We start from the raw sequence: 25,942 nt of genomic DNA on the forward strand, positions 1-25,942 counted from the left end.
TGGCCGGGACATAGAGGAGGAAGACATGCATATCGCAATCATCGGCGCCGCAGGCATGGTTGGCCGCAAGCTGACGCAGCGTCTCGTCAAGGATGGATCGCTCGGCGGCAAGCCGGTCGAGAAGTTCACGCTCATCGACGTGTTCCAGCCTGAAGCTCCCGCCGGTTTTTCCGGCGCGGTCGATGCGCGCGCGGCCGATCTCTCGGCGCCCGGCGAAGCCGAAAAGCTGGTCGAAGCCCGTCCCGATGTCATCTTCCACCTTGCCGCCATCGTTTCCGGCGAAGCTGAGCTGGATTTCGACAAGGGTTACCGCATCAATCTTGATGGCACGCGTTATCTCTTCGACGCCATCCGCCTTGCCAATGGCAAGGATGGCTACAAGCCGCGCGTGGTGTTCACCTCGTCGATCGCCGTTTTCGGTGCGCCGCTTCCCTATCCGATCCCGGATGAATTCCACACCACGCCGCTGACCAGCTACGGCACGCAGAAGGCGATCTGCGAGTTGCTGCTCTCCGATTACAGCCGCCGCGGGTTCTTCGACGGTATCGGCATCCGCCTTCCCACCATCTGCATTCGTCCCGGCAAGCCGAACGCGGCTGCTTCCGGCTTCTTCTCCAATATCCTGCGTGAGCCGCTGGTTGGCCAGGAAGCGGTTCTGCCGGTGCCGGAAAGCATTCGCCACTGGCACGCCTCGCCGCGTTCCGCCGTCGGTTTTCTTCTCCATGGTGCAACGATCGACGTGGAAAAGGTCGGCCCGCGCCGCAACCTGTCGATGCCCGGCCTCAGCGCCACCGTTGGCGAACAGATCGAGGCGCTGCGCAAGGTGGCCGGTGAAAAGGCCGTTGCCCTCATCCGCTGCGAGCCGAACGAGATGATCATGCGCATGTGCGAAGGCTGGGCGCCCGGTTTCGAAGCCAAGCGCGCCCGGGAACTGGGCTTTACGGCCGAGAGTTCGTTTGAAGAAATCATTCAGGTTCATATCGAGGACGAGCTGGGAGGTTCACTGAAATGAGTGTTGGCGGGGAGGAGAAGAAGCGGTCTGTCGCCTTTATCGGCACGGGCCTGATGGGTGGGCCGATGGCCCGGCGTCTGCTGGGTGCCGGCTTTTCGGTAAAGGTCTGGAACCGCAGCGTCGATAAGGCGCAGGCGCTGGTTGCCGATGGTGCTGTTCTGGCGACCTCTCCGGTGGAAGCCGCCAAGGGTGCCGATATCGTCATCACCATGCTGAGCGACGGCAATGCCGTGGGCGAAGTGCTGTTTGAGGCGGGCGTGGCCGAAGCGCTGGCAAAGGGTGCTGTCGTGATCGACAGCAGCTCGATTGCACCGCCGATTGCGCGCGACCATTCCTCGCGGCTTGAAGCGCTCGGCATTCATCATGTTGATGCGCCGGTTTCCGGCGGTGTGCCCGGCGCAACGGCCGGCACGCTCGCCATCATGGCGGGTGGGGACGAGGCACTGATTGCGGGTCTCGCAGATGTCTTCGCGCCGATGGGCAGGCTGACCTACGTTGGCCCTTCGGGCGCGGGCCAGCTCTGCAAGCTCGCCAACCAGCAGATCGTCGCCATCACCATCGGTGCGGTTGCCGAGGCAATGATGCTGGTGGAAGCGGGCGGCGCCTCCCGTGAAGGGTTCCGCAATGCCATACGCGGCGGTTTTGCCGAAAGCCGGATCCTGGAACTGCATGGCGAGCGCATGGTGAAGCGCAATTTCGTGCCGGGCGGTCCGTCCAAGTTCCAGCTCAAGGATTTGAATGGTGTATTGGCGACGGCCAGGGATCTTGCTCTCACCCTGCCGCTCACCCAGCAGGTCACGCGGGAATTTGATGATTTCGTCGGTGATGGCGGGGCCGATATCGATCATAGCGGCATCCTGCTTTACCTCGAAAAACTCAACAATCGTGAACAGGGCTGAGGCGGGCCGATGAGCGACGACAAGACACCCATGCGCCGCCTGCGATCGCAGGACTGGTTCGATAACCCCGATCATCTCGACATGACGGCGCTCTATCTGGAGCGCTTCATGAATTACGGCGTGACGCCGGAAGAGCTGCGTTCCGGCAAGCCGGTGATCGGCATTGCGCAGAGCGGCAGCGATCTCACGCCCTGCAACCGGGTCCATGTGGAACTGGTCAAGCGGGTGCGGGACGGCATCCGCGATGCGGGCGGCATACCGATCGAGTTTCCGACCCATCCTATGTTCGAAAACTGCAAGCGCCCGACTGCGGCGCTGGACCGTAATCTCGCTTATCTCAGCCTCGTGGAAGTGCTTTACGGCTATCCGCTCGATGGTGTCGTTCTGACAACCGGCTGCGACAAGACCACGCCTTCGGCGCTGATGGCGGCGAGTACGGTCGATATTCCCGCTATCGTGCTTTCCGGCGGGCCAATGCTCGACGGGTATCATGACGGTGATCTGGTCGGTTCCGGCACCGTCATCTGGCGCATGCGCCGCAAATATGGTGCAGGCGAAATCACCCGCGAGGAGTTTTTGCAGGCGGCGCTGGAATCGGCTCCGTCGGTCGGCCATTGCAACACCATGGGTACGGCCTCTACCATGAATGCCATGGCGGAAGCGCTCGGCATGTCGCTGACCGGTTGCGGAGCGATCCCCGCCGCCTATCGCGAGCGCGGCCAGATGGCCTATCGCACCGGCCGTCGTGCCGTCGAACTGGTTGTCGAGAATATCAAGCCTTCCGACATCATGACACGCGAGGCGTTTTTGAACGCGATCCGCGTCAACTCGGCGATTGGCGGTTCCACCAACGCGCAGCCGCATCTGGCGGCGATGGCGAAACATGCCGGTGTCGAGCTTCGCGAAGAGGATTGGCAGGTCCACGGCTATGACATTCCGCTGCTGGCCAATGTGCAGCCGGCGGGAAAATGGCTGGGCGAAAAATATCACCGCGCCGGCGGCACGCCTGCCATCATGTGGGAACTTCTGAAGGCCGGGAAACTCGACGGAAGCTGTCCGACCGTGACCGGCAAGACCATGGCGGAAAATCTGGACGGGCGTGAATCGACCGACCGCGACGTGATCCTGCCCTATGACAGTCCGCTCAAGGAGCGGGCAGGTTTCCTTGTTCTCAAGGGTAATCTTTTCGATTTCGCCATCATGAAGACAAGCGTGATCTCTGCGGAGTTTCGCCAGCGTTATCTGAGCGAGTCGGGTCGCGAGGGGATATTTGAGGGCAAGTGCGTCGTATTCGATGGTTCGGAGGATTATCACGCCCGTATCAACGATCCCTTACTTGATATTGACGAGCGCACCATCCTCGTCATTCGTGGCGCAGGGCCGCTTGGCTGGCCGGGTTCGGCAGAGGTCGTCAACATGCAGCCGCCGGATGCGCTTCTGAAAAAAGGCATTACCAGCCTGCCGACGATCGGCGACGGTCGGCAGTCGGGAACGGCGGATAGCCCGTCGATCCTCAATGCTTCCCCGGAAAGTGCGGCGGGTGGCGGGCTGGCATGGCTGCGCACCGGCGATGTGATCCGCATCGACTTCAACAATGGTGAGTGCAACGCGCTGGTGCCGCAAGCGGAGCTTGATGCCCGCAAGGCCGACGGCATTCCCGCCGTGCCCGCGGATGCAACGCCCTGGCAACGCATCTATCGTCAATCGGTGACCCAGCTTTCCGATGGCGCCGTGTTGGAAGGGGCTGCAGATTTCCGCCGGATTGCCGAAAAAATGCCCCGGCACAATCATTGACCGAAGAGGACAAAATCCCCGGCCAAGGCCGGGGATTTTTCTTTTGGAGGCAGTTTCGCATTTGATCACGACCTCCTAATGTAACGCAAGATTCCGCATTATATCCGCTTACCGGGGGGCAGGGCATGACAGATATTTCGATGATCGAGGCGGCGCGTGTGCGCATCGGCAACCATGCGGTGCGAACACCGCTGCTCGCATCGCCTTTTCTGGACGAGATTGCCGGGCGAAAGCTGTTCGTGAAGGCGGAATGCCTGCAAAGGACGGGATCCTTCAAGTTTCGTGGCGGCTGGTCGGCGGTATCCGGCCTGCCGGCGGATGTGCGTGCCAAGGGTGTGATCGCCTTTTCCTCCGGCAACCATGCACAGGGCGTGGCGCTCGCCGCCCGCCTGCACGGTATTCCCGCCGTCATCATCATGCCTTCGGATGCGCCGAAGATCAAAATCGACAATACCCGCTCCTATGGCGCCGAGGTGGTGCTTTATGACCGGGCGAATGAAGACCGTGACGCCATTGGCAACCGGTTGTCGAGCGACCGCGGTCTGACCCTGATCAGGCCTTACGATGAACCGCTGGTGATTGCGGGGCAGGGGACTGTCGGGCTGGAAATCGCTGAGCAGGGCGCCGAACTCGGTATCGGTACTGCCGAGGTTCTGGTGCCTTGCGGCGGTGGCGGGCTTACCTCCGGCATCTCTCTTGCACTCGATGCGAAGGCGCAAAATTATAGGGTCAGGACGTCAGAACCGGAGCGTTTCGATGATGTGGCGCGCTCCCTTGCGGCGGGCAAGATCGAGCGGAATGCGACGACATCGGGTTCGATCTGTGATGCAATCGTCACGCCGCAGCCTGGCAATATCACCTTTCCCATCATGGCAGGGCTTTGTGGGAAAGGTATCGCCGTCAGCGACGAGGAAGCGCTGCGGGCGATGGTTCTCGCCTTCAACAGGCTGAAGGTCGTTATCGAGCCGGGTGGTGCTGTTGCGCTTGCCGCAGCGCTGTTTCATGGCAAGGAACTGGAAAGCGAAACCGTGATTGCGGTTGCCTCCGGCGGCAATGTCGATCCCGGGATCATGGCCGACGCTCTGTCACGCTTCGGCTGACATCAGGCCTCTAACTGTGCGGCGATGTCGCCGGCAATCGCCAGCGAGGCGGTCAAACCGGGGCTTTCGATGCCGAACAGATTGACGAGGCCGGGAAGACCATGGGTTTCCGGTCCATCGATGCGAAAATCCATGGCCGGTTCGTCCGGTCCGGAAATCTTCGGGCGGATACCGGAATAGGCCGGGGTCAGCGCGTGTTCCGGCAGGCCCGGCCAATAACGCCTTATGGCGTCGCCGAAACCCTCCATGCGGCGGGGATCAACGGCATAGTCGATGGTATCAACCCATTCCACATCCGGCCCGAACCGGGCCTGACCGGCGAGATCCAGCGTCAGGTGCACACCGAGGCCGTGGGTGTGCGGTGCAGGATAGATCAACCGCGAAAAAGGCGATTTACCTGTCAGCGAGAAATAGCTGCCTTTGGCGAAACGCGCCTGCGGGATCGCCTCTGACGGCAGTCCCTCTATCATGGCCGCCACCATCGGCGCGACGAGCCCGGCGGAATTGACGAGCAGCCGGCATGTAAGGCTGACAGGTTCTTTTCCGCCGACATGAACCCGGAAACCGTCGCCGATCGCTTCCGCCCGTTCGAACGGCGCGTTGAGGGCAAGTGCCGCGCCATGGTCTTGCGCTTCGCCAAGCAGCGACAGCATGTATCCGTGGCTGTCGATAATGCCCGTCGAGGGTGAGAGCAGGGCTGAGCTGCAGGCAAGGGCAGGCTCGAGTGAAAGCGCGTATCGTTGGTCGATCAGCTCCAGATCGTCGCAGCCATTGGCTTCGCCCTTTGCGCTGAGGGCAGCGAGCAGGGGCGTTTCATCCTCGCTGGTGGCGACGATGAGTTTGCCGCAACGGCGGTGCGCAACGCCGTGGCTCTCGCAAAAGGCATAGAGCCGCTCCTTACCCTCGACACAGAGCCTCGCCTTGAGGCTGCCGGCTGGGTAATAGAGGCCCGCATGGATGACCTCGCTATTGCGGGACGAGGTGGCCGAACCGAATTCCTTCTCACTTTCCAGAATGATGACGGAGAAGCCGCGCATCGACAATTCGCGGGCTGTCGCAAGCCCGATCACGCCCGCTCCGATGATGATGGCGTCGATGTCAGTCATATCTTCCTGTCCACGGAAGAGCCGTTTGAACCAACTCCCTCCCGCCGCGTTAATCGTCCGCGATGGGTAGATTGATGCTTGTTGGGAGGCAAGTGGCGACCCCTATTTTTCCCAATTGGCACTTCTTATGGAATTTTATCTCTACTGAAACAGTGGGGAATAAAGCTATTCTCTAGCCTAGATGAGCAATGCCCGTTTGAAGGGCCGAGCAGGAAGGGAGTGTACAATGTCTTATTCCAAGGCAGGAAAAGTAAAAGACTTTGTTTCGCAGCCCCAGTCGCCGCGCAACTGGAGAGATTCGCTTCATGCGGCTCTTGTCGGCGTGTGCGTGGCTTTTGTCGCCGCCGTCATATTCGGTCTCGTTCCCTGATCCTCCCGAATTTTCAGGTAACTTGAGAATAAAGGCCGGTCGCTCCTCCGACCGGCCTTTTCATATTTATCGCGCCTTCAGATAATCCTCTGCCAGATCCACCCAGAAGGTGGTTCCGATCGGCAGAATCTCGTCGTTGAAATCGAATTTCGGATGGTGCAGCGGCGGATCGTTATCGGTGCGCGCAGTACCGAGGAAGAAATAGCAACCCGGCCGCTTCTCCAGCATATAGGCGAAGTCTTCCGCGCCCATCGACGGGCGCTGCATCTCGGCCACCTTTTCCGGCCCGGCAAAACGGCGGGCGAGATCGGTGACATAATCCGTTTCCGCCTTGTGATTGACGGTTGCGTTATAACCGCGCTCATAATCGATGGTGACGCTCATGCCGTAGCTTGCGGCCTGGCCTTCGGCGATGGCCCGGATACGCTTTTCCAGCTCGTCGCGCACGCCCGGATCGAAGGAGCGGATGGTCAGCAGCATCTCGGCCGTTTCTGGAATGACGTTGCTGGCTACGCCGGCATGGAATGCACCCACGGTGACGACGGCTGACAGTTGCGGATGGATGTTGCGGGATACCACCGTCTGCAACGCCATTATGATGCTCGCGCCGGCAACGATGGGATCGGCCGCATCCTGCGGTTCGGCGCCGTGGCCGCCATAACCCTTGACGGTGATCCTGCATTCGTCGACGGCGGCAAGGATCGGCCCGTCGCGCAGCACGAATTGTCCGAAAGGCAGGCCGGGATCATTATGCAGGGCAAAGACCGCATCGCAGGGAAAACGCTCGAACAGGCCGTCCTCGATCATGATGCGGGCGCCGCCGAAATTTTCCTCGGCCGGCTGGAAGATCAGATGCAGGGTGCCGTCGAAATTCCTGCGCTCTGCGATGATCGTCGCCGCTCCCAACAACATGGCCGTGTGGCCATCATGACCACACGCGTGCATGACGCCCTGATGGGTGCTGGCATAGTCAGCCCCGGTTTCCTCGTGGATCGGCAGTGCGTCGATGTCGGCTCGAATGCCGAGCGTGCGTGTGCTGTCACCATTTCGGAGCGTTGCGACGATGCCGGTTCCGGCGAGCCCGCGCGTCACCTCGTAGCCCATTTTCACGAGCTGTTCGGCAATGAAATCCGACGTCTTGAATTCCGAAAGACCGATCTCGGGGTGACGGTGCAGATGGCGGCGGATCGCCACCACGTCAGGCATATGGTTGGCAAAGGAGGCAATGTTTGCGGTCTGTCTGGTCATTTTCGAAGTCCCTGGTTACGCCGCTTTTTTCCAGCGTCTTTTGCAAATGGCATAGCAGCATAAGGGCGTGCATGTAAGAGGTGTTGCCGGAGCCGGAAGCCCTTGAAATTCAGCGCTTGCATCGCATCGCCACAGGTGGCATGGAACTATTGATGTCCTGGGGCATTAGCTCCTTTCGGATGTAGCGCAGGCTCTATCGGCCTCGCGTTGCCCTTCAGGTGTCAAAGGGGGACTATCGGACGTTGCGCCAACAATTTTCGCCGTGGGGGAAGGTGAGAAATCCGGTGGGAACGGCTTTGCCGGGCCGAAGGACAAAATTTTCCTGTCGTCGAAACCCCGTTGTTCGCACCAATCCCCGGCTTTGCAGGGATATGCGACGGACTGCGCCGCCAAATGCCATGCCGGAGGATATTCACCGTTTGACGATCCGCTTCCTGCGGCGGCTCTGCCGGTTCACCGAAGGTTCAGGATAAGTCATAAATATAGCGTGGCCCGATTTCGTGCGCGTTCCCGCCGTGAACGAAATGCCGGTCAAGTCGAACAAGTTTCCATACAGTTCAGAATACGAGCCCGATGTCATTTCATATCACCCCGACCGCCGCCGCCCGTGATTCCGAGACGAAGCAGATCGATCACAACGATTCGATCCGTGCGTCCTATATGACGATCGAGGAACTGCATGATGCCGGTGCCGCGCTTTCCCGCGACGGTGCCGACAGTCTTCCCGGCTTCATGGAATTCGATTTCTTCGAGCGTCACCGCGAGAACGAAAAGGAAATCCTGCGGGTTTACCGCACGACGGCCGTCGACGCCGAAAACGGTGCAACGATCACGCCGGCGGCGGAATGGCTGCTCGACAACCACTACGTCATCGAAGAGGCGATCCAGGAAGTGCGGCGCGATTTTCCGCGCAAATTCTATCGCCAGCTGCCAACGATGACGGTGGGCGGGGTGACCATTCCGCGCGTCATGGCGCTCGGCTGGCTTTATGTCGCCCATACCCACAGCACGGTTTCGCGCGAAAACATGACGGCGCTGGTGGATGGCTACCAGACCTCGAAGACACTGCAGATCGGCGAATTGTGGGCGCTGCCGTCGATCATCCGTTTTGTCCTCATCGAAAATCTCCGCCGCATCTCCATTCGCGTCGAGCGTTCGCGCCGCATGCGCCAGAAGGCGAACGAGGTCGTTGACGAGATCATCCGGTTGAACGATGCCGAAGCGTCGGCGGCACTTCTGAAACAGGTCGATTCGCTAGTCGATGATCCGACCTTTGCGACGCAGTTCCTCTATCGTCTGCGCAATGGCTCGCAGACATCGGGTTTTGCCGTTGCCTGGCTCGAAGAGCGTCTGCATGCCGCGGGCACCGACGCCGAAAACGTCATGATGGCGGAACATAACCGCCTGGCATCCGGCAATGTGACGATGGGCAACATCGTCAAGAGCCTGCGTGAAATTGACGATACCGAATGGTCGGTGTGGTTCGAGGAAGTCAGCCATATCGACAAGGTCCTGCGCGAGGAGACCGACTACGAGATTCTCGATTTCGGTTCGCGCAACACCTATCGCAATACGATCGAGCTTCTGGCGCGCCGCTCGCCCAAGACCGAAGTGGAGGTGGCGCGTGCCGCCGTCGAAATGGCGCGGTCCGATCTGCCTGCGGGCGCTGACGAAAACCATCGCGTCAATGTCGGCTCGGTGCTCGTCGGTCAGCGCCGCTTCGAGCTTGAAAAGATGCTTGGCTATCGGCCGCTCGTATCGCAGCATATCGTCCGCTCGATGCGCAAGTTCAACTGGCTCGCAATCGCGGCGCCGGTGCTCCTTATTACGGCGGTCGCCATGCTCGCGGTCGGCTGGTTCCTGGCAAAAGCGGGCATGCCCTGGTATGTCGTGACCGCGTTCCTGCTGATGTTTGCATTGCCGGCCTCCGAGGGCGCGACCGGGCTTTTCAACACGCTCGTAACCTTCTTCGTGAAGCCGTTCCGGCTCGTCGGATACGAATTCAAGAACGGCATTCCTGAGGATGCCCGCACCCTGGTCGCCGTGCCCTGCATGCTGACCAGCCGCGACAGCGTCGATGAGATGATGCGCAATATCGAGGTGCATTATCTCGCTAACCCGCATGGCGAGATTTATTTCTCGCTGGTGAGCGACTGGCGTGATGCGCAATATGAGCAATCCGATGACGACATCGAGATTCTCGACTATGCCAAGCGCGAGCTTGCGGCGCTGAACAGCCGTTATGCGTTTGACGGCAAGACACGTTTCTACCTGCTGCATCGCCGCCGCATCTATAATTCGGCCGAAGGCTGCTGGATGGGCTGGGAGCGTAAGCGCGGCAAGCTGCATGAGTTGAACATGCTGCTGCGCGGCGACAAGGACACGACTTTCCTCGGCGGCGCGAATATCGTGCCGGCCGATGTCAAATATGTCATGACGCTCGATGCCGATACACGCCTGATGCGCGACGCGGTGACCAAGCTTGTCGGCAAGATGCACCACCCGATCAACCGCCCCAAGATCGATCCGGTTTCCGGTCGTGTCGTGGAAGGTTACGGCCTGTTGCAGCCGCGTGTTACGCCTTCGCTGACGACCGGTAAGGACGCCTCCGTCTTCCAGCGCGTCTTCTCGATCAATCGCGGCATCGATCCTTATGTCTTCACCGTCTCCGATGTCTATCAAGACCTGACCTCCGAAGGCACCTTCACCGGCAAGGGGCTTTATGACGTGGACGCCTTCGAAGCGGCGCTGAAGGGTCGGATCGAAGAAAACTCCATCCTCAGCCACGATCTGCTCGAAGGCTCCTTCGCGCGCTGCGCGCTGGTGACCGATGTGGAACTGGTCGAGGATTTCCCGACCCGCTACGAGGTGGAAGTCTCGCGCCAGCACCGCTGGGCGCGTGGCGACTGGCAGCTGCTTCCCTTCATCCTTGACCGTGCCCGTGGTGTTACCGCCATCGGCCGCTGGAAGATGGTCGACAATCTTCGTCGCTCGCTGACGCCTATCGCCTGGTTCTTCGCTTCGATCCTCGGCTGGTATTTCATGGATCCGCTCGGTGCGCTGATCTGGCAGATCCTGCTGATCTTCTCGCTGTTTGTCGCGCCTACGCTCTCGTTGCTCTCCGGTCTCGTGCCGCGCTCCACCGATATCGTGCCGCAGGCGCATTTCCACACCATTTGGTCGGAAATCCGTGCCACCAATGCGCAGGTTGCGCTGCGTATCGTCTTCATTGCCGATGCCGCCTGCATGATGACGGATGCGATCGTCCGTTCGCTTTACCGTCTGCTCGTCAGCCACAAGCTGATGCTGGAATGGCGCACCGCCGCCAGCATGCAGTCCAGCGCGCAGGGCAGCATCGTCGATTATTACCGCCAGATGTGGCATGCGCCCGTGGTGGCCATGCTCGGCCTGTTGTTTGCGGCGCTGCCGGGCGACAATGCCTTCCTGATCGGCATTCCCTTCACGCTGCTCTGGGTTCTGTCTCCCGCCGTTGCATGGTATGTCAGCCAGTCTGCGGAAACCGAAGACCGGCTGTTCGTTTCCGAGCACGTCTCCTTCGAACTGCGCAAGATCGCGCGCCGCACCTGGCGTTATTACGAGGCTTTCGTGACGCCGCAGGAAAACCACCTGCCGCCGGACAATTTCCAGGAGACGCCGGAGCCGATCGTTGCTTCGCGCACCTCGCCCACCAATATCGGCGTCTATCTGCTCTCCGTCATCTCGGCGCGCCAGTTCGGCTGGATCAGCTTTGCCGATACGCTGGAGAGGATCGAAAACACGATCCAGACCGTCGAGAAGATGGAAAAATATCGTGGCCATCTCTACAACTGGTATCACACTGATACATTGCAGACGCTTGGACCGCGCTATGTTTCGGCCGTGGACAGCGGCAACCTCGCTGGTCACCTGATTGCGGTTTCGTCCGCCTGCCGCGACTGGGCGGAAGCCCCTTCCGCCCATCTTCAGGGCAATCTGGATGGTATTGGCGACGTTGCTGGCATCCTGCGCGAAACGCTGAAGGCGCTGCCCGACAACCGCAAGAACCTGCGTCCGCTGCACCGCCGTCTCGAAGAGCGTATCATCGGCTTCTCGAACGCGCTCGCCTCCGTCAAGCGCGAGCATGAATTTGCGTCGATCCGCGTCATCAATCTGGCGGTGCTCGCACGCGACATTCAGAAGCTCGCCACCAATGTTGATCACGAGGTGAAGTCCGCGCAGAGTGCGGAAGTGACCCGCTGGGCGCAATTGCTGGTGGAATCCTGTGAAGCGCATATTTCCGACAGCGCCATCGACCTCACCAATATGGAGCCGCTGCGCCAGCGTCTCGCATCATTGCGCGATCGCAGCCGCAACCTCGCCTTCTCGATGGATTTCACCTTCCTTTACCGCAAGGATCGTCGTCTTCTGTCGATCGGTTATCGTGTTGAAAGCAAGGAGCTGGACGAGGCCTGCTACGACCTTCTGGCCTCCGAATGCCGCCTGACCAGCCTGTTTGCCATCGCCAAGGGCGATCTGCCGACTGAACACTGGTACCGTCTCGGCCGCCAGGTCGTGCCGATCGGTGCGCAGGGCGCGTTGGTGTCGTGGTCGGGCTCGATGTTCGAATATCTGATGCCGCCGCTTGTCATGCAGGAGCGTCAGGGTGGCATCCTCAACCAGACCAACAATCTGATCGTCAAGGAACAGATGAACCATGGACGCCGTCTCGGCACGCCATGGGGCATTTCCGAAGCGGCTTTCAACGCCCGCGATCACAACATGAACTACCAGTACACCAACTTCGGTGTGCCGACGCTTGGCCTTAAGCGCGGCCTTGGCCAGAATGCGGTGATTGCGCCTTACGCATCGATCCTCGCCAGCCAGTATGATCCGGATGGTGCGCTTGAGAACCTCGACAAACTGCGAAAGCTTGGCGCACTTGGCCAGTATGGTTTCCACGATGCGGTGGATTTCACGCCGACACGTGTGCCTGACGGTAAGGTCTGCGCGGTCGTCTACAACTATTATGCTCACCATCACGGCATGTCGATTGCGGCCGTCGCCAACGTCGCCTTCGATGGCGTGTTGCGCGAACTCTTCCATTCCGATCCGGTGATCGAAGCGGCCGAATTGCTGCTCCAGGAAAAGGCGCCGCGCGAAGTACCGGTCATGAGCGCCAAATACGAGCCAGAAACACCCGGCAAGGAACAGGCCGACCTGCTGCGTGCGGAAGTGCGCTCCATTGCCGATCCGGCGGTGCGAGATCGCGAGGTGGTGTTCCTCTCGAATGGCCACTATTCCACCATGCTCACCTCGACGGGCGCGGGTTATTCGAAGTGGAACGGGCAGGCAATTTCCCGCTGGAAGGCCGATCCGACCGATGACCGCTGGGGCACCTTCATCTTCCTGCGTGACACCACCAATGGACAGTGGTGGAGTGCGACAGCGGAGCCGCGTGTCTTCGAGGGTGAAAAGACCAAGACGGTCTTCACCGATGACAAGGCCGAATTCCACAAGACAACAGGCGATCTGCAGAGCGTGGTCGAATGCATCGTCGCCACCGAGCACGATGCCGAAGGCCGTCGCGTCACCCTGCTTAATGTCGGTTCTGAGGATCGCTATATCGAAGTGACCTCCTATATGGAGCCTGTCATCGCGTCTGAAGATGACGACAACGCCCATCCGCTGTTCTCGCGCATGTTCGTGCAGACGGAGATCGGCCGCCGCGGCGACGTCATCCGTGCGTGGCGCAACCGTCGCAGCCCGAACGAGCCGGGCACCGTCATTGCGCATCTGGCGGCCGACAATGCCGGCCCGTCGCGCCCGACGGAGTTCGAGACCGATCGCGCCAAGTTCATTGGTCGCGGACGGTCGCTGCGCGAAGCGGCGGCATTCGATGCCGGCGCGACGCTCTCCAGCACCGATGGTTTCACGCTGGATCCGATCCTGTCACTACGGCGTACCGTGCGCGTGCCGGCGGGCAAGAAGGTGAGTGTGATCTTCTGGACGATTGCTGCGCCAAGCCGTGAAGAAGTCGACAAGGCAATCGACCGTTATCGTCATCCGGATGCCTTCGCGCATGAACTTGTGCATGCCTGGACGCGTACGCAGGTACAGATGCGCCATGTGGGCGTTACCTCGCAGCAGGCGGCCGCCTTCCAGCATCTCGGTCGTTACCTGACCTACCCGGACATGCATCTGCGTGCGGATTCGGAAACGCTGAAAACGGGCCTCGCCTCGCAGCGCGCCTTGTGGCCGCTTGCCATTTCGGGCGATTTCCCGATTTTCAGCCTGCGCATCAATGACGACATGGACATGGATATCGCCCGCGAGGCGCTGAGCGCCCACGAATATTTGCGTTCGCGCGGCGTGATCTTCGATCTTGTCATCGTCAACGAACGGGCTGCGTCCTATGCGCAGGACATGCAGCATGCGCTCGATCATATTTCCGAGACGCAGCGCCGCATCAATCCTGCCGATGGCGGTCGCCCGCACGTCTTCTCCGTTCGCCGCGACCTGATGGACGAAGAGACCTGGAGCGCGCTTCTCGCCGCTTCCCGTGTCGTGCTGCATGTGCGCAACGGCAAGATTGTCGATCAGATCAACCGCGCGGTCTCGCTGTTTGCGGCCAATCGTGGTCCTGACGGCACCTCCGATGTTGCACAGGCCCGTCTGCCCGTGCCGGCCTTCCCGGTTGCGGAGGCGGTCGAGGATGCGGGCGATCTCGATTTCTGGAACGGTTTCGGCGGCTTTGCCAAGAACGGCCAGGAATATGTTGTGCGCCTGAATGGCGGGCAGTCCACGCCGCATCCATGGATCAACGTTATCTCGAACGAGAATTTCGGTTTCCATATTTCGGCCGAAGGCGCCGGTTTCAGCTGGAGCCGCAATTCGCGCGATTATCAGCTGACGCCCTGGACCAATGATCCCGTCATCAACCGGCCGGGTGAGGCCTTCTATGTCGCCGACGTGGAAACAGGAAAGCTCTATACGCCCTGTGCCGCGCTGTCGCGTGATCCAGAAGCCATGTTCGAAACCCGCCATGGTCTTGGTTACTCCATCCTGACCGGCGTGGCGGACACGCTCGAAGTCGAGCTGACGCAAACAGTTGACCGCGAAAAGCCGGTCAAGTTCTCGCAGGTCATCGTGCGCAACAAGGGTTCGAAAAGCCGTCGTCTCAAGGTCTATGCCTATGTGGAGTGGGTGCTTGGCAATAATGGCCAGAAATCCGCGCCGTTTATCCTGAGCAGGCATGATGCGGGCAACAACGCGATCTTCGCATCCAACCCCTACAGCATCGACTATAGCGCCCGCACCTCGTTCCTGACACTCGATAGTGAGGCCAGCGGCTTCACCACAAGCCGCCGGGAATTCATCGGCCGCTTCGGTTCGGCGCAGGCGCCGCAGGGCATCGTGTCCGGTGCCGCACTCAGCGGCAGCACCGAGGTTGACGGAGATCCCTGTGCCGCGCTGATGCAGGAAATCCACCTGAAGCCCGGCGAAGAACGCCACATGACCTTCATTCTCGGCGATGCCGACAATGCGGAAGAGGCCGAAGCGCTGGTGAAGGATGTTCGCCAGGCGGACTTCCTGTCTGTGTTGGAAGAAAGCAAGGCATTCTGGACGGGTTTTACCGGCCAGTTGCAGGTCTCCACGCCCGATGCCGGCTTCAACCATATGGTCAATAGCTGGCTGCCCTATCAGGCGCTGGCCTGCCGCATTCTGGCGCGTACCGCCTTTTACCAGTCGAGCGGCGCCTTCGGCTTCCGTGACCAGTTGCAGGATACGCTGGCCTTCCTGCTCTACCAGCCGGATCTCGCCCGCAAGCAAATCCTGCGCGCGGCAGGCCGCCAGTTCCCGGAAGGCGACGTACAGCATTGGTGGCTGCCGCTGACGGGCGCCGGTGTTCGCACGACCATCTCGGACGACGTCGTCTGGCTCGCTTATGCGATCAACCAGTATGTTTCGGCGACTGGCGACGCCGCCATCCTTGATGAGAGCATTCCTTTCCTGAAGGGACCGGCATTGATGCCCGGTCAGCACGATGCTTTCTTCCAGCCGGAAACGAGTGACAGATCCGCCACGCTTTACGAACATGCGGCGCTGGCGCTCGATCTTGCCATTCACCGCACGGGGGAGAACGGCCTGCCGCTGATCCTCGGCGGCGACTGGAACGACGGCATGAACCGTGTGGGTGTTGGCGGCAAGGGCACGAGCGTCTGGCTCGGCTGGTTCCTGGCCGGTGCGCTTCGCGATTTCATCGGTATCGCCGAGAAGCGCGGTGATACCGACCGGGTCGGGAAATGGGCCTCGCACCGTGAAAAACTGCGCCAGACGCTGGAAACGGCGGGCTGGGATGGCAGCTATTATCGTCGCGGCTATTTCGATGACGGCACGCCGCTCGGTTCGGCCAGCAGCGAGGAATGCCAGATCGATTCGCTCGGCCAGAGCTGGAGCGTTCTCTCCGGTGAGGGTGAGGAAGGCCGGTCACGCCAGGCGATGGACGCCGTCATGGAGCATCTGGTCGACGAAAAGACTGGTATCATCCGGCTGTTCACACCGCCCTTCTCGCGTGCCCCGCATGATCCGGGCTACATAAAGGGATATCCGCCGGGTGTGCGCGAAAACGGCGGACAATATACCCATGCGGTGACCTGGGTGGTTCTTGCGCTTGCCAAGCAGGGCCGCGCGCAGGAGGCCTGGAACTGCTTCAAGCTGCTTAACCCGGTCAACCACGCGCTGGATGCGGCGTCGTCGGAAACCTATCGGGTCGAACCCTATGTGGTGACCGCCGATGTTTATGGTGAAGGCGCCTATGCCGGCCGTGGCGGCTGGAGCTGGTACACCGGCTCCGCCGGCTGGCTCTACCGTGCCGCTGTCGAGGGTATTCTCGGTGTCACCCGCACCGACGGAAAGCTGCATATTTCGCCGTCGCTGCCGGAAGACTGGAGCGGTTTCTCGATCAAGATAACGCTCGACGGCAAGGTCAAGGACATCGTCGTTAGCCGCAAGGCCGGCGCGACGGACGTCTCCGTGTCCGTCGACGGTAAGGACCTGGCGGCCGGTGATGGGGTTATCCCCTTCGACTGATATGACATGCTCCTGTGCGCCTTTAAACCCAGGCCCCTGCGGTGACGCAGGGGCCTGGGTTTTTGTGGGGCAAGCTTTCTCCTCTGGTTCGCTATGCTCAGCCCCCTTCGAAATCATCGACCGAAGATCGGCGGTAATCGAACAGGGTATCCACGAGAGCCACGATCAGCGGGGCCGGATTGTCAGGTCATGAAGGCCGCGATCCCTTCAGGCCGAGAAGGCAGTCGCGAGAGAGCCATTTCCCAAAGATGTTCCATGGCAGGGAATCGGCATGTATGGTCCGTTTCAGAAAACGACCGTAACGCAGGAGTCTTCGTCGATTTCTCTGTGAACTAGGCGGATCGGGAAGGAGGGGCTTTGCAGTTCAGCGCATCTTCTACGGAAACCGCCCTGCTGGCATCGTTTACCATTCTTTCCCTGGCCTTGTCGTGCTGGTTGGCACGCTATCCTCGGAAAACGAGCGTCGGAATCATGCTCGGCGTGTTTCTCGGAATTTTAGCATTCAACGTCGTCGCAGGTTTTGTTGCCTTCCTGGGGAATGTTCTGCCCTTCGGGCAGATAGATTTTTGGCTGTCAAATTCTCTGGCCGGAATTTTCCGATAGGCGATCCATGGTTCGCCCGGTCTCGGGAAAGCGGGCAAAGAAAAAGGGCGGACAACGCTGTCCGCCCTTGCTTTACTTGTCTCGGCCAAGGCCTCAGGAGGCTATGGCTTTCGGTCGCGGCTGCTGGCCTTCGTCTTCCGTCAGCAGGCCGCTGGTGCGCAGCAGCGAGGTGAAGCGACCGCCGCGCTGGGTCAGTTCATCGAAAGTGCCCTTCTCGATGATCCGGCCCTGATCGAGGAACAGGACGAGATCGGCATCGCGAACCGTGGAAAGGCGGTGAGCGATGATAAAGGTCGTGCGGTTCTTTCGCAGCGCGTCCACGGCGGCCTTCACGCGGGCCTCGGTTTCCACGTCCAGCGCACTGGTCGCCTCGTCGAGAACCAGAATGGGTGCGTTCTTCAGGATCGCACGGGCAATGGCGATACGCTGGCGCTCGCCGCCGGAAAGTCGGTTGCCGCGCTCGCCCACCTGGGTCAGATAGCCATTGATGCGGCTGTCGATGAAATCCGTTGCCGCCGCCGCTGCTGCTGCTTCCACCACTTCCGCATCGGTGGCCGATTCACGGCCAAGGCGGATGTTTTCGCGGATGGAGCGGTTCAGCAGGCCGGCGTCCTGGAACACGGTCGCGATGGAATTGCGCAGCGAGTTTTTAGTGACCGTTGAAATATCGGTACCGTCGATCAGGATCTGGCCGGAATCGGGGTCGTAGACACGCTGCAGAAGGTTGATCAGCGTGGTCTTGCCCGCACCGGTCGGCCCGACGATCGCGATGGTCTCGCCGGCCTTGGCTGTAAACGAGACGTCGTGAACGCCTTGCTTGGTGTTGGCGAAACCGAAATTGATATTGCGGAACTCCACGGTGCCAGAGACATTCGACAATTCGCGGGCATCGCCAGGCTCTTCCCGTTCCTTGACGGAATCCTCCAGCACGAAGAAATCCTCGAGCTTGGCGCGGGCTTCGAAAATCTGTGTCACGAACTGGCGCATCTGGTCCAGACGGCCGATCAGGAGATTGGCGAAACCGATAAAAGCGATGACGTCACCCACGCGCAATTCGCCGTTCTTGACGAGCACGGTGCCGATGACGAGGATGATCATCATAGAAACGGTGGAGGCGGTGCGGTTCAGGGCACTGGCGAAGGCCCACCAGTCGAGCACCGGATATTGGGCGCTCAGCAGTTTTTCGGTGAAGGATTTCAGCGCCTTGGTTTCAGCTTCGATGCGGTTGTAGCTGTGCAGCACCGACACGTTGCTGATGGAATCGCTGACATGGGCAAAAACGCTGTGATAATGCTCCTCTACCGAAGCCTGGCCGTCCTTGGTGCGGCCCATCACCCATTTGCCGATGAACCAGTAGACGATGCCGAGACCGATCAGGACGAAACTCAGGCGCAGGTCCATGGCCATGGCGGTCGGGATGAGCAGCACCAGCGCCACGAAGGTAGCGAGATGCGTGCGCATGAATTCCAGCCAGAGGCCGAACAGCGTTTCACTGGCGCGCAGCAGCGTGTGCAGGGCATTGGATGTGCCGCGCAGATGATGCCAGGAGAGCGGCATGGAAATGATGCGCCCGAAAGCTTCCGTCAGGAGCGTTGCGCGCCGGCCATGGGCCAGACGGTCGGCCTCGCGGGCGACCGCGACATAAGCGACGGTGTTGAAGACGCCGAAACCCGCCCACAGAATGAGAATGGGCGTGACATTGGTGCCGGATGAGATGGCGTCGATGATCCGGCCGAACAGCACGGGTTCGGCGATGGTGATCGCTGCAAGAATGACGTTGGCGATGACGACCACCGTCACACGCCATTTATGAACGGTCAGATAGCGCAGAGCGCGTGTGTAAACCTGAAACAAGGTCAAATTTTCAATCCAGTCCGGGCGTCTTTTCGAGCGGTTGATTGTTCGGCCTCAACGCAATGCTACTTTAGCAAGGTTGCATGAGACGGCGAATTTTGTGTAATTATCGCTCTTCCTGTCTGAATGGCGGCTTAACAGATTGACCGCGCGTGCGAACCGAAAAAACCGAACCCGATGTTTCCCGGGGGCCTGCCACCACAAGATTTCGCATCTTCGTTTCAGGGATTGCTAACGACGATATGTTCAATCTGAACCGACCGGCGCCCGAGTAACATGACGTCATTGCGGGACCTTGTCCTCGTGTCATCCCTTCAAGCCAAGCCCGGACCCCGTGTCTTTATGCATGATATTCTTCACTTCATCTCTGCGTGTTCTCAGGCAGGAAGCGCCGACCGCGTTCGCTCCGAATTTGCCAAGCTCATTCGCGAATATGGCTTCGAATATTTTCTCGTCAGCAGACGGATGACAGGCGAACTCGCCTCTGCCGGCCAGATTCTCGCAGAGCATCTTCCCGACGGCTGGCTGGAAGTTTACAGGGCCAAAAAATACAATCTCGTTGATCCCGTGCGCAAGGTGATCGGCATGGTGCACAAGCCGTTTCAGTGGAAAGAAGCGCTTGAGGGCCTGCCGCGCGCGATGCATCGCAAAAGGGCAAGCGTGTTTTTTAACGATGCCGGCCGATATGGCCTGCAGGGCGGTTATGCCTTTCCCGTGCACGGCCGTGCGGGATTTATCGGTGCTGTCTTCATTGGTGGCCCGGACCGGCAATTGCCCTCCCTGCACGTCGAACTCCTCGATGCAGCTACCCGCACCGTCTTCTGGCGGCTGCTCGATCTTTCCGGCCAGGCCCATGGCTTAAGCAATGCCCCCGAGGTTTCAGCTCTCGAGCTGACACGGCGCGAAATGGAGGTGCTGGCGCTGATGGCGGATGGCATGACTTCCACCGAAATCGGACGCCAGCTATCGATCTCCAACCACACGGTTGACTGGTACATCAACGGAATTCAGCGCCGTTTCAGCGCCAAGAACCGGCAGCACACCGTAGCGCTTGCTTTTCGCCACGGTCTGTTAAGCTAGCGCAAACAGGACAGTTCTCGCCGGAATTGCCCTTTCCAAGACTTGGTTTTGCTGCTTTATTCCGCAGTGCAGCAGAATTCTGTTTTGGCGTGTGGGGAGACCGTCTTGAAGATATCGAAAATACTTGTTGCCAACCGATCCGAAATTGCGATCCGCGTTTTCCGGGCAGCGAACGAGCTTGGGATCAAAACCGTTGCGATTTGGGCGGAAGAGGACAAGCTGTCTTTGCACCGCTTCAAGGCGGACGAATCCTATCAGGTCGGCAGGGGTCCGCATCTCGCCAAGGATATGGGGCCGATCGAGAGCTATCTTTCGATCGAGGAGGTTATCCGCGTGGCCAAGCTCTCCGGAGCGGATGCGATTCATCCCGGTTATGGTCTTCTGTCCGAAAGTCCAGAATTTGTGGAGGCCTGCAAAAAGGCAGGCATCACCTTCATCGGGCCGACGCCGGATACGATGCGCCAGCTCGGCAACAAGGTCGCTGCCCGCAATCTGGCGATTTCGGTTGATGTCCCCGTTGTTCCCGCTACCAATCCGCTGCCGGACGATATAGCGGAAGTGGAGCGCATGGCCGAGGAAATCGGCTATCCCGTTATGCTGAAGGCCTCCTGGGGCGGTGGTGGCCGCGGCATGCGCGCCATTCGCAAAAAGGAAGATCTTGCCCGTGAGGTGACGGAAGCCAAGCGCGAGGCGAAGGCCGCCTTCGGCAAGGATGAGGTCTATCTGGAAAAGCTCGTCGAGCGCGCCCGCCATGTCGAGAGCCAGATTCTCGGTGATACGCATGGCAATGTCGTGCATCTGTTCGAGCGCGATTGTTCTATCCAGCGGCGCAATCAAAAGGTCGTCGAGCGGGCGCCTGCTCCCTATTTGTCAGAAGCGCAGCGCCAGGAACTGGCCGCCTATTCCCTGAAGATCGCGGCTGCGACCAACTATATCGGTGCCGGCACTGTCGAATATCTGATGGATGCAGATACCGGAAAATTCTACTTCATCGAGGTCAATCCGCGCATCCAGGTGGAGCATACCGTCACCGAAGTCGTGACCGGCATCGATATCGTCAAGGCGCAGATCCATATTCTCGAAGGCGCTGCCATAGGCACGGCGGAATCCGGCGTTCCGCGCCAGGAGGATATCCGCCTCAACGGTCACGCGCTTCAGTGCCGCATCACGACGGAAGACCCGGAACATAACTTCATTCCTGACTACGGCCGCATCACCGCCTATCGCTCCGCTTCTGGCTTCGGCATCCGTCTGGATGGCGGCACGTCCTATACCGGTGCTGTCATCACCCGTTATTACGATCCGCTGCTCGTCAAGGTCACTGCCTGGGCACCGCAGCCGGATGAGGCGATCAACCGTATGGATCGCGCGCTGCGCGAATTCCGTATCCGCGGCGTTGCGACCAACCTCACTTTTCTTGAAGCCATCATTGGTCATGACAGCTTCCGCAACAACACCTACACGACGCGCTTCATCGATTCGACGCCGGAGCTGTTCGCGCAGGTCAAGCGTCAGGACCGCGCTACCAAGCTTCTGACCTATCTGGCAGATGTGACCGTCAATGGTCACCCCGAAACCAAGGGTCGTGCGAAGCCTGCGGACAAGGCGGCAAAGCCCATCGTGCCTTATATCGATGCGCCGACGCCCGAGGGCACCAAGCAATTGCTGGACAAGCTGGGCCCGAAGGGCTTTGCGGACTGGATGCGCAATGAAAAGCGCGTGCTGGTCACGGATACAACCATGCGCGACGGACACCAGTCGCTGCTGGCCACCCGCGTCCGTACCCATGATATCGCCCGTGTCGCCAGCGTTTACTCCAAGGCGCTGCCGCAGCTTCTGTCGCTGGAATGCTGGGGTGGTGCGACCTTCGACGTTTCCATGCGCTTCCTGACCGAAGATCCGTGGGAGCGCCTGTCGCTCATCCGCGAAGGTGCGCCGAACCTGCTGTTGCAGATGCTTCTGCGTGGTGCCAACGGCGTCGGTTATAAGAACTATCCCGATAATGTCGTGAAGTATTTTGTCCGTCAGGCCGCAAGGGGCGGCGTCGATCTTTTCCGCGTGTTCGACTGCCTGAACTGGGTGGAGAACATGCGGGTGTCGATGGATGCGATTGCCGAGGAGAACAAGCTCTGCGAGGCAACCATCTGCTACACCGGCGATCTCTTGAATTCGGCACGTCCGAAATATGATCTCAAATATTATACCAACCTCGCCGTCGAGCTGGAAAAGGCCGGCGCCCATATCATCGCCGTCAAGGATATGGCGGGCCTGCTGAAACCGGCTGCCGCCAAGGTTCTGTTCAAGGCGCTGCGCGAGGCGACCGGTCTGCCGATCCACTTCCACACCCATGATACATCGGGCATTTCCGCTGCGACCGTTCTTGCGGCTGTGGATGCGGGCGTCGATGCCGTCGATGCTGCAATGGATGCCTTCTCCGGCAATACATCGCAGCCTTGCCTCGGCTCGATCGTGGAGGCACTCGCCGGATCGGAACGCGATACGGGTCTCGATACCGAATGGATCCGCCGCATTTCCTTCTATTGGGAAGCCGTGCGCAATCAATATGCGGCGTTCGAGAGCGACCTCAAAGGGCCTGCCTCAGAAGTCTATCTGCATGAAATGCCGGGCGGCCAGTTCACCAATCTCAAGGAACAGGCCCGTTCGCTGGGGCTCGAAAGCCGCTGGCACGAGGTGGCGCAGGCCTATGCCGATGCCAACAGGATGTTCGGTGATATCGTCAAGGTGACGCCGTCCTCCAAGGTAGTCGGCGACATGGCGCTGATGATGGTCAGCCAGGACCTGACGGTGGCCGATGTCGAAAACCCGGATAAGGAGGTTTCCTTCCCGGACTCTGTCGTCTCCATGCTGAAGGGCGATCTTGGCCAATCGCCGGGTGGCTGGCCGGAAGCGCTGCAGAAGAAGGCGCTGAAGGGTGAAAAGCCTTACACGGTTCGTCCGGGTTCGCTTCTGGAAGATGCCGATCTCGATGCCGAACGGAAGGTGATCGAGACCAAGCTGGAGCGCAAGGTCGATGACTTCGAGTTTGCCTCCTATCTGATGTATCCGAAGGTGTTCACCGATTTCGCGCTGACCGCCGAGACATACGGCCCGGTCTCCGTGTTGCCCACCCATGCCTATTTCTACGGCATGGAGGATGGCGAAGAACTGTTTGCCGATATCGAACGCGGCAAGACGCTCGTCATCGTCAATCAGGCTTCGTCCGGCATTGACGATAAGGGCATGGTGACGGTGTTCTTCGAGATCAACGGCCAGCCGCGCCGCATCAAGGTGCCGGATCGCGCCCATGGTGCCTCCGGCTCCGCGGTGCGTCGCAAGGCAGAACCCGGCAATGCATCCCATATCGGTGCGCCGATGCCGGGCGTTATCAGCCGCGTCTTCATCAACCAGGGTCAGGAGGTCAAGGCCGGCGACGTGCTGCTCTCGATCGAGGCCATGAAGATGGAAACCGCATTGCATGCCGAACGGGACGGTAAGATTGCTGAAGTTCTTGTAAAGCCCGGTGACCAGATCGATGCCAAGGATCTGTTGATCTCCTACGCTGAATAACGGCGTACCTCATCGGCAATAGAGTTAGAGACGCCCGCCTTCCCGGCGGGCGTTTTTTATTGCGCTCCGGCAAAAACTTGATTATGCATGTTCGTGCACGTTTATTCTTGTTTATGCATGAGTCCCGATGAGTGATCATTTCGTCAGTGAGCGGCAGGCGCTCATCCTAGCGCAGTTGCGGCAGAGCGGCCGCGTGCTCGCGCAGGATCTGGCCCAGAATTTCGGCGTTTCCGAAGACACGGTGCGCCGCGACCTGCGCGAGATGGCGGCACGGGGGGAATGCCTGCGCGTCTATGGCGGGGCGCTGCTTTCCGACAGCACGACGGTGCCACTGAAAACCCGGATTGCAGAGGATGCCGACCGCAAGGCCATGCTGGCCCGCGCCGTCGTTCCGCTTATTGAACCGGGCATGGTGGTTTTCATCGATGCCGGGTCGACCAATCTTGCCATTGCAAGAGCGATACCGGCCGGGCTCAATCTGACCGTGGTGACGAATACGCCCGCCATAGCTGCCGAGCTGACGGGGCGGGCCGATATCGATCTGGTGCTGATTGGCGGCAAGGTCGATCCGGCCGTTGGTGCGGCGATCGATGCCATGGCGCTCCGGCAGCTTGAGCTGATGCGGCCAGATCTATGCGTCCTCGGTGTTTGCGGCGTTGCTGCGGAGACGGGCCTTTCGGCGGACGTTTTCGAGGATGCGGTGTTCAAGCGGCTTGCCTGTAGTGCCAGCCAGCGGGTGATCGCCGCGATTACCACGGAAAAGCTCGGCCATAAGGCTGCTTTCCACGTCCATGATTTTTCCCCACCGCTTTGCCTCGTGCTGGAACGGGATGCCGACCGAGCATTGGTCGAGTCGCTTTCGGCACAAGGCGTAGACGTTTATTGCGGCGAAGACGACGCTGCCCCGTTTTCTCATGGTCAAGTCTGAAGGATATTGCCGATGAATGGCCCCACGACATTTTCGCCGACAGGCACACGCTCCTCCTATCTGACGCGGCACAGGCTTGGCGTTTCGCTGCTGTTTTTGATGAACGGCTTCATGATGGGGTCATGGGCGCCCAAGATTCCGGAATTTGCCGCACGCCTGTCCCTCAGCGAAAGTGCGCTCGGCCTGATCATTCTCGTTTTCGGTATCGGTTCACTGGTTTTCATGCCGATTGCCGGGTCGCAGATCGCCCGTTTCGGCTCGCGTACGGTGAGCCTCGTCACCGCCGCGATCTTTCTGCCGACATTGCTTTTCATTTCCTGGGCCGGCACCGTCTGGGCAGGGGTGATTGCGGTGTTCCTGTTTGGCGGGCTGACGGGGGCGATGGATGTCGCCATGAACGCCAATGCCGTGGCGGTGGAGCGCGATATGCGTCGGGCGATCATGTCGTCCTGTCATGCTTTCTGGAGCCTCGGCGGCCTCATCGGGGCCGGTCTCGGCGGTTACCTCATCACCGCCATCGGTGTGCAGGGCCACGCCATTGCACTTACCGTCATCGCGCTCGTGCTTCTGGTCATTGCGTGGCCGCGGGTTCTGGCGGACCGTCCGCACCCTGAGGAGGAGCGCCCGAAAGGTGGCCTGCCGCTGACGCCGCTACCGTGGATCATCGGCCTGATGGCGCTGTTCTCGATGATCCCGGAAGGGGCCATCCTCGATTGGGGTGCCCTTTATCTGCGCAATGAGCTCGGCGCTTCCGTATCGCAGTCCGGTTTTGCCTTCGCGGCCTTTTCCATGACCATGGCAGTGATGCGTTTTGCCGGCGACTTGGTGCGTGACCGCTTTGGCGCCGTGACGACCTTGCGCTTCTGCTCGGCCATGTCGATCATCGGTCTCGTCATTGCCGGTCTCGCGGGTAATTCCACCATCGCCATCATCGGCTTCGCGATTGCCGGCATCGGTATTTCCAACATGGTGCCCATCGCTTTTTCGGCCGCAGGCAATATGCCGGGGCTGGCGCCGGGAATTGGCCTTTCGGTCGTTACCACCATGGGTTACTCCGGTATTCTGGTGGCGCCCTCCGCCATTGGCTTCATTGCAGAACATACCGGCCTTGCCAGTGTCTTCATCGCGCTTCCCTTGCTGCATGTGGTGGTTTTTCTGCTTTCGCGGCTCGCCCGCCATGCGGATGGTGCGGGCAAGGAATAGGCGTCTCGAATTTTGCCATGATTGCGGTAAAGTAGAAGCTCCAGCGCGTTGGGTGTTGACAAGCAGGCTTGCCTGTTTCACCTCAATTGCTAGACCTTGCCGCAAGCTC

The 25,942-nt window shown here is 60.0% G+C and carries 14 protein-coding genes; 11 read left to right on the forward strand and 3 right to left on the reverse strand.

Going from position 1 to position 25,942, the window contains the following annotated elements:
- Window positions 1-25: 25 nt before the first annotated feature.
- From denD to O8B93_RS04170, 4 genes are all read left to right on the forward strand, one after another.
- Window positions 26-1,012 carry a D-erythronate dehydrogenase gene (denD, locus tag O8B93_RS04155; protein ID WP_269708506.1) on the forward strand — a complete coding sequence of 329 codons (987 nt, stop codon included), beginning with the start codon at window positions 26-28 and terminating at the stop codon, window positions 1,010-1,012.
- Window positions 1,009-1,911, forward strand: coding sequence for an NAD(P)-dependent oxidoreductase (locus O8B93_RS04160; RefSeq protein WP_269708507.1), 903 nt, complete (start codon window positions 1,009-1,011; stop codon window positions 1,909-1,911). The genes denD and O8B93_RS04160 overlap by 4 nt, the downstream gene beginning before the upstream one ends.
- Before the next feature lie 9 nt (window positions 1,912-1,920).
- A complete protein-coding gene (locus O8B93_RS04165) occupies window positions 1,921-3,705 on the forward strand; it encodes an IlvD/Edd family dehydratase (RefSeq protein ID WP_269708508.1) in 1,785 nt (594 codons plus the stop codon).
- A gap of 125 nt (window positions 3,706-3,830) precedes the next feature.
- Window positions 3,831-4,805 carry a threonine ammonia-lyase gene (locus tag O8B93_RS04170; RefSeq protein ID WP_269708509.1) on the forward strand — a complete coding sequence of 325 codons (975 nt, stop codon included), beginning with the start codon at window positions 3,831-3,833 and terminating at the stop codon, window positions 4,803-4,805.
- 2 nt (window positions 4,806-4,807) lie between these two features.
- Here O8B93_RS04170 and O8B93_RS04175 read toward each other — a convergent pair whose 3' ends face one another.
- On the reverse strand, window positions 4,808-5,911 hold the full coding sequence (locus O8B93_RS04175) for an NAD(P)/FAD-dependent oxidoreductase (protein WP_269708510.1): 1,104 nt from the start codon (window positions 5,909-5,911) through the stop codon (window positions 4,808-4,810).
- 226 nt (window positions 5,912-6,137) lie between these two features.
- Here O8B93_RS04175 and O8B93_RS04180 point away from each other — a divergent pair, with 226 nt between their 5' ends.
- Complete coding sequence (locus O8B93_RS04180; protein ID WP_269708511.1) at window positions 6,138-6,281, forward strand: hypothetical protein; 144 nt, start codon at window positions 6,138-6,140, stop codon at window positions 6,279-6,281.
- Window positions 6,282-6,347: 66 nt separating this feature from the next.
- On the opposite strand, the gene O8B93_RS04185 is transcribed toward O8B93_RS04180, so the two are convergent.
- Window positions 6,348-7,529 carry a M20 aminoacylase family protein gene (locus O8B93_RS04185; protein WP_269708512.1) on the reverse strand — a complete coding sequence of 394 codons (1,182 nt, stop codon included), beginning with the start codon at window positions 7,527-7,529 and terminating at the stop codon, window positions 6,348-6,350.
- Between the two features lie 573 nt (window positions 7,530-8,102).
- On the opposite strand from O8B93_RS04185, the gene O8B93_RS04190 reads away from it, so the two are divergent.
- Complete coding sequence (locus O8B93_RS04190; RefSeq protein ID WP_269708513.1) at window positions 8,103-16,598, forward strand: glycoside hydrolase family 94 protein; 8,496 nt, start codon at window positions 8,103-8,105, stop codon at window positions 16,596-16,598.
- Window positions 16,599-16,955: 357 nt separating this feature from the next.
- On the forward strand, window positions 16,956-17,201 hold the full coding sequence (locus O8B93_RS04195) for a hypothetical protein (RefSeq protein ID WP_269708514.1): 246 nt from the start codon (window positions 16,956-16,958) through the stop codon (window positions 17,199-17,201).
- A gap of 93 nt (window positions 17,202-17,294) precedes the next feature.
- On the opposite strand, the gene O8B93_RS04200 is transcribed toward O8B93_RS04195, so the two are convergent.
- A complete protein-coding gene (locus O8B93_RS04200; RefSeq protein ID WP_269708515.1) occupies window positions 17,295-19,061 on the reverse strand; it encodes a glucan ABC transporter ATP-binding protein/ permease in 1,767 nt (588 codons plus the stop codon).
- 336 nt (window positions 19,062-19,397) lie between these two features.
- Between O8B93_RS04200 and O8B93_RS04205 the strand changes: the two genes are divergently transcribed.
- The 4 genes from O8B93_RS04205 to O8B93_RS04220 all read left to right on the forward strand — a co-directional run bounded on the left by O8B93_RS04205 (window position 19,398) and on the right by O8B93_RS04220 (window position 25,833).
- A complete protein-coding gene (locus tag O8B93_RS04205; RefSeq protein WP_269708516.1) occupies window positions 19,398-20,135 on the forward strand; it encodes a helix-turn-helix transcriptional regulator in 738 nt (245 codons plus the stop codon).
- 105 nt (window positions 20,136-20,240) lie between these two features.
- On the forward strand, window positions 20,241-23,702 hold the full coding sequence (gene pyc, locus O8B93_RS04210; protein WP_269708517.1) for a pyruvate carboxylase: 3,462 nt from the start codon (window positions 20,241-20,243) through the stop codon (window positions 23,700-23,702).
- A gap of 127 nt (window positions 23,703-23,829) precedes the next feature.
- Complete coding sequence (locus O8B93_RS04215; RefSeq protein WP_269708518.1) at window positions 23,830-24,630, forward strand: DeoR/GlpR family DNA-binding transcription regulator; 801 nt, start codon at window positions 23,830-23,832, stop codon at window positions 24,628-24,630.
- A gap of 12 nt (window positions 24,631-24,642) precedes the next feature.
- Complete coding sequence (locus tag O8B93_RS04220; protein ID WP_269346796.1) at window positions 24,643-25,833, forward strand: MFS transporter; 1,191 nt, start codon at window positions 24,643-24,645, stop codon at window positions 25,831-25,833.
- Window positions 25,834-25,942 lie beyond the last annotated feature (109 nt).

The sequence above is a fragment of the Martinezella rhizogenes genome (assembly GCF_027460065.1).
Classification (GTDB): Bacteria; Pseudomonadota; Alphaproteobacteria; order Rhizobiales; family Rhizobiaceae; genus Agrobacterium; species Agrobacterium rhizogenes_C.

Bases quoted from the DNA above. Each gene is read 5' to 3' on its own strand.
- denD (WP_269708506.1), top strand. From the start codon at position 26: ATGCATATCGCAATCATCGGCGCCGCAGGCATGGTTGGCCGCAAGCTG.
- O8B93_RS04160 (WP_269708507.1), top strand. From the start codon at position 1,009: ATGAGTGTTGGCGGGGAGGAGAAGAAGCGGTCTGTCGCCTTTATCGGC.
- O8B93_RS04165 (WP_269708508.1), top strand. From the start codon at position 1,921: ATGAGCGACGACAAGACACCCATGCGCCGCCTGCGATCGCAGGACTGG.
- O8B93_RS04170 (WP_269708509.1), top strand. From the start codon at position 3,831: ATGACAGATATTTCGATGATCGAGGCGGCGCGTGTGCGCATCGGCAAC.
- O8B93_RS04175 (WP_269708510.1), bottom strand. From the start codon at position 5,911: ATGACTGACATCGACGCCATCATCATCGGAGCGGGCGTGATCGGGCTT.
- O8B93_RS04180 (WP_269708511.1), top strand. From the start codon at position 6,138: ATGTCTTATTCCAAGGCAGGAAAAGTAAAAGACTTTGTTTCGCAGCCC.
- O8B93_RS04185 (WP_269708512.1), bottom strand. From the start codon at position 7,529: ATGACCAGACAGACCGCAAACATTGCCTCCTTTGCCAACCATATGCCT.
- O8B93_RS04190 (WP_269708513.1), top strand. From the start codon at position 8,103: ATGTCATTTCATATCACCCCGACCGCCGCCGCCCGTGATTCCGAGACG.
- O8B93_RS04205 (WP_269708516.1), top strand. From the start codon at position 19,398: ATGCATGATATTCTTCACTTCATCTCTGCGTGTTCTCAGGCAGGAAGC.
- O8B93_RS04215 (WP_269708518.1), top strand. From the start codon at position 23,830: ATGAGTGATCATTTCGTCAGTGAGCGGCAGGCGCTCATCCTAGCGCAG.
- O8B93_RS04220 (WP_269346796.1), top strand. From the start codon at position 24,643: ATGAATGGCCCCACGACATTTTCGCCGACAGGCACACGCTCCTCCTAT.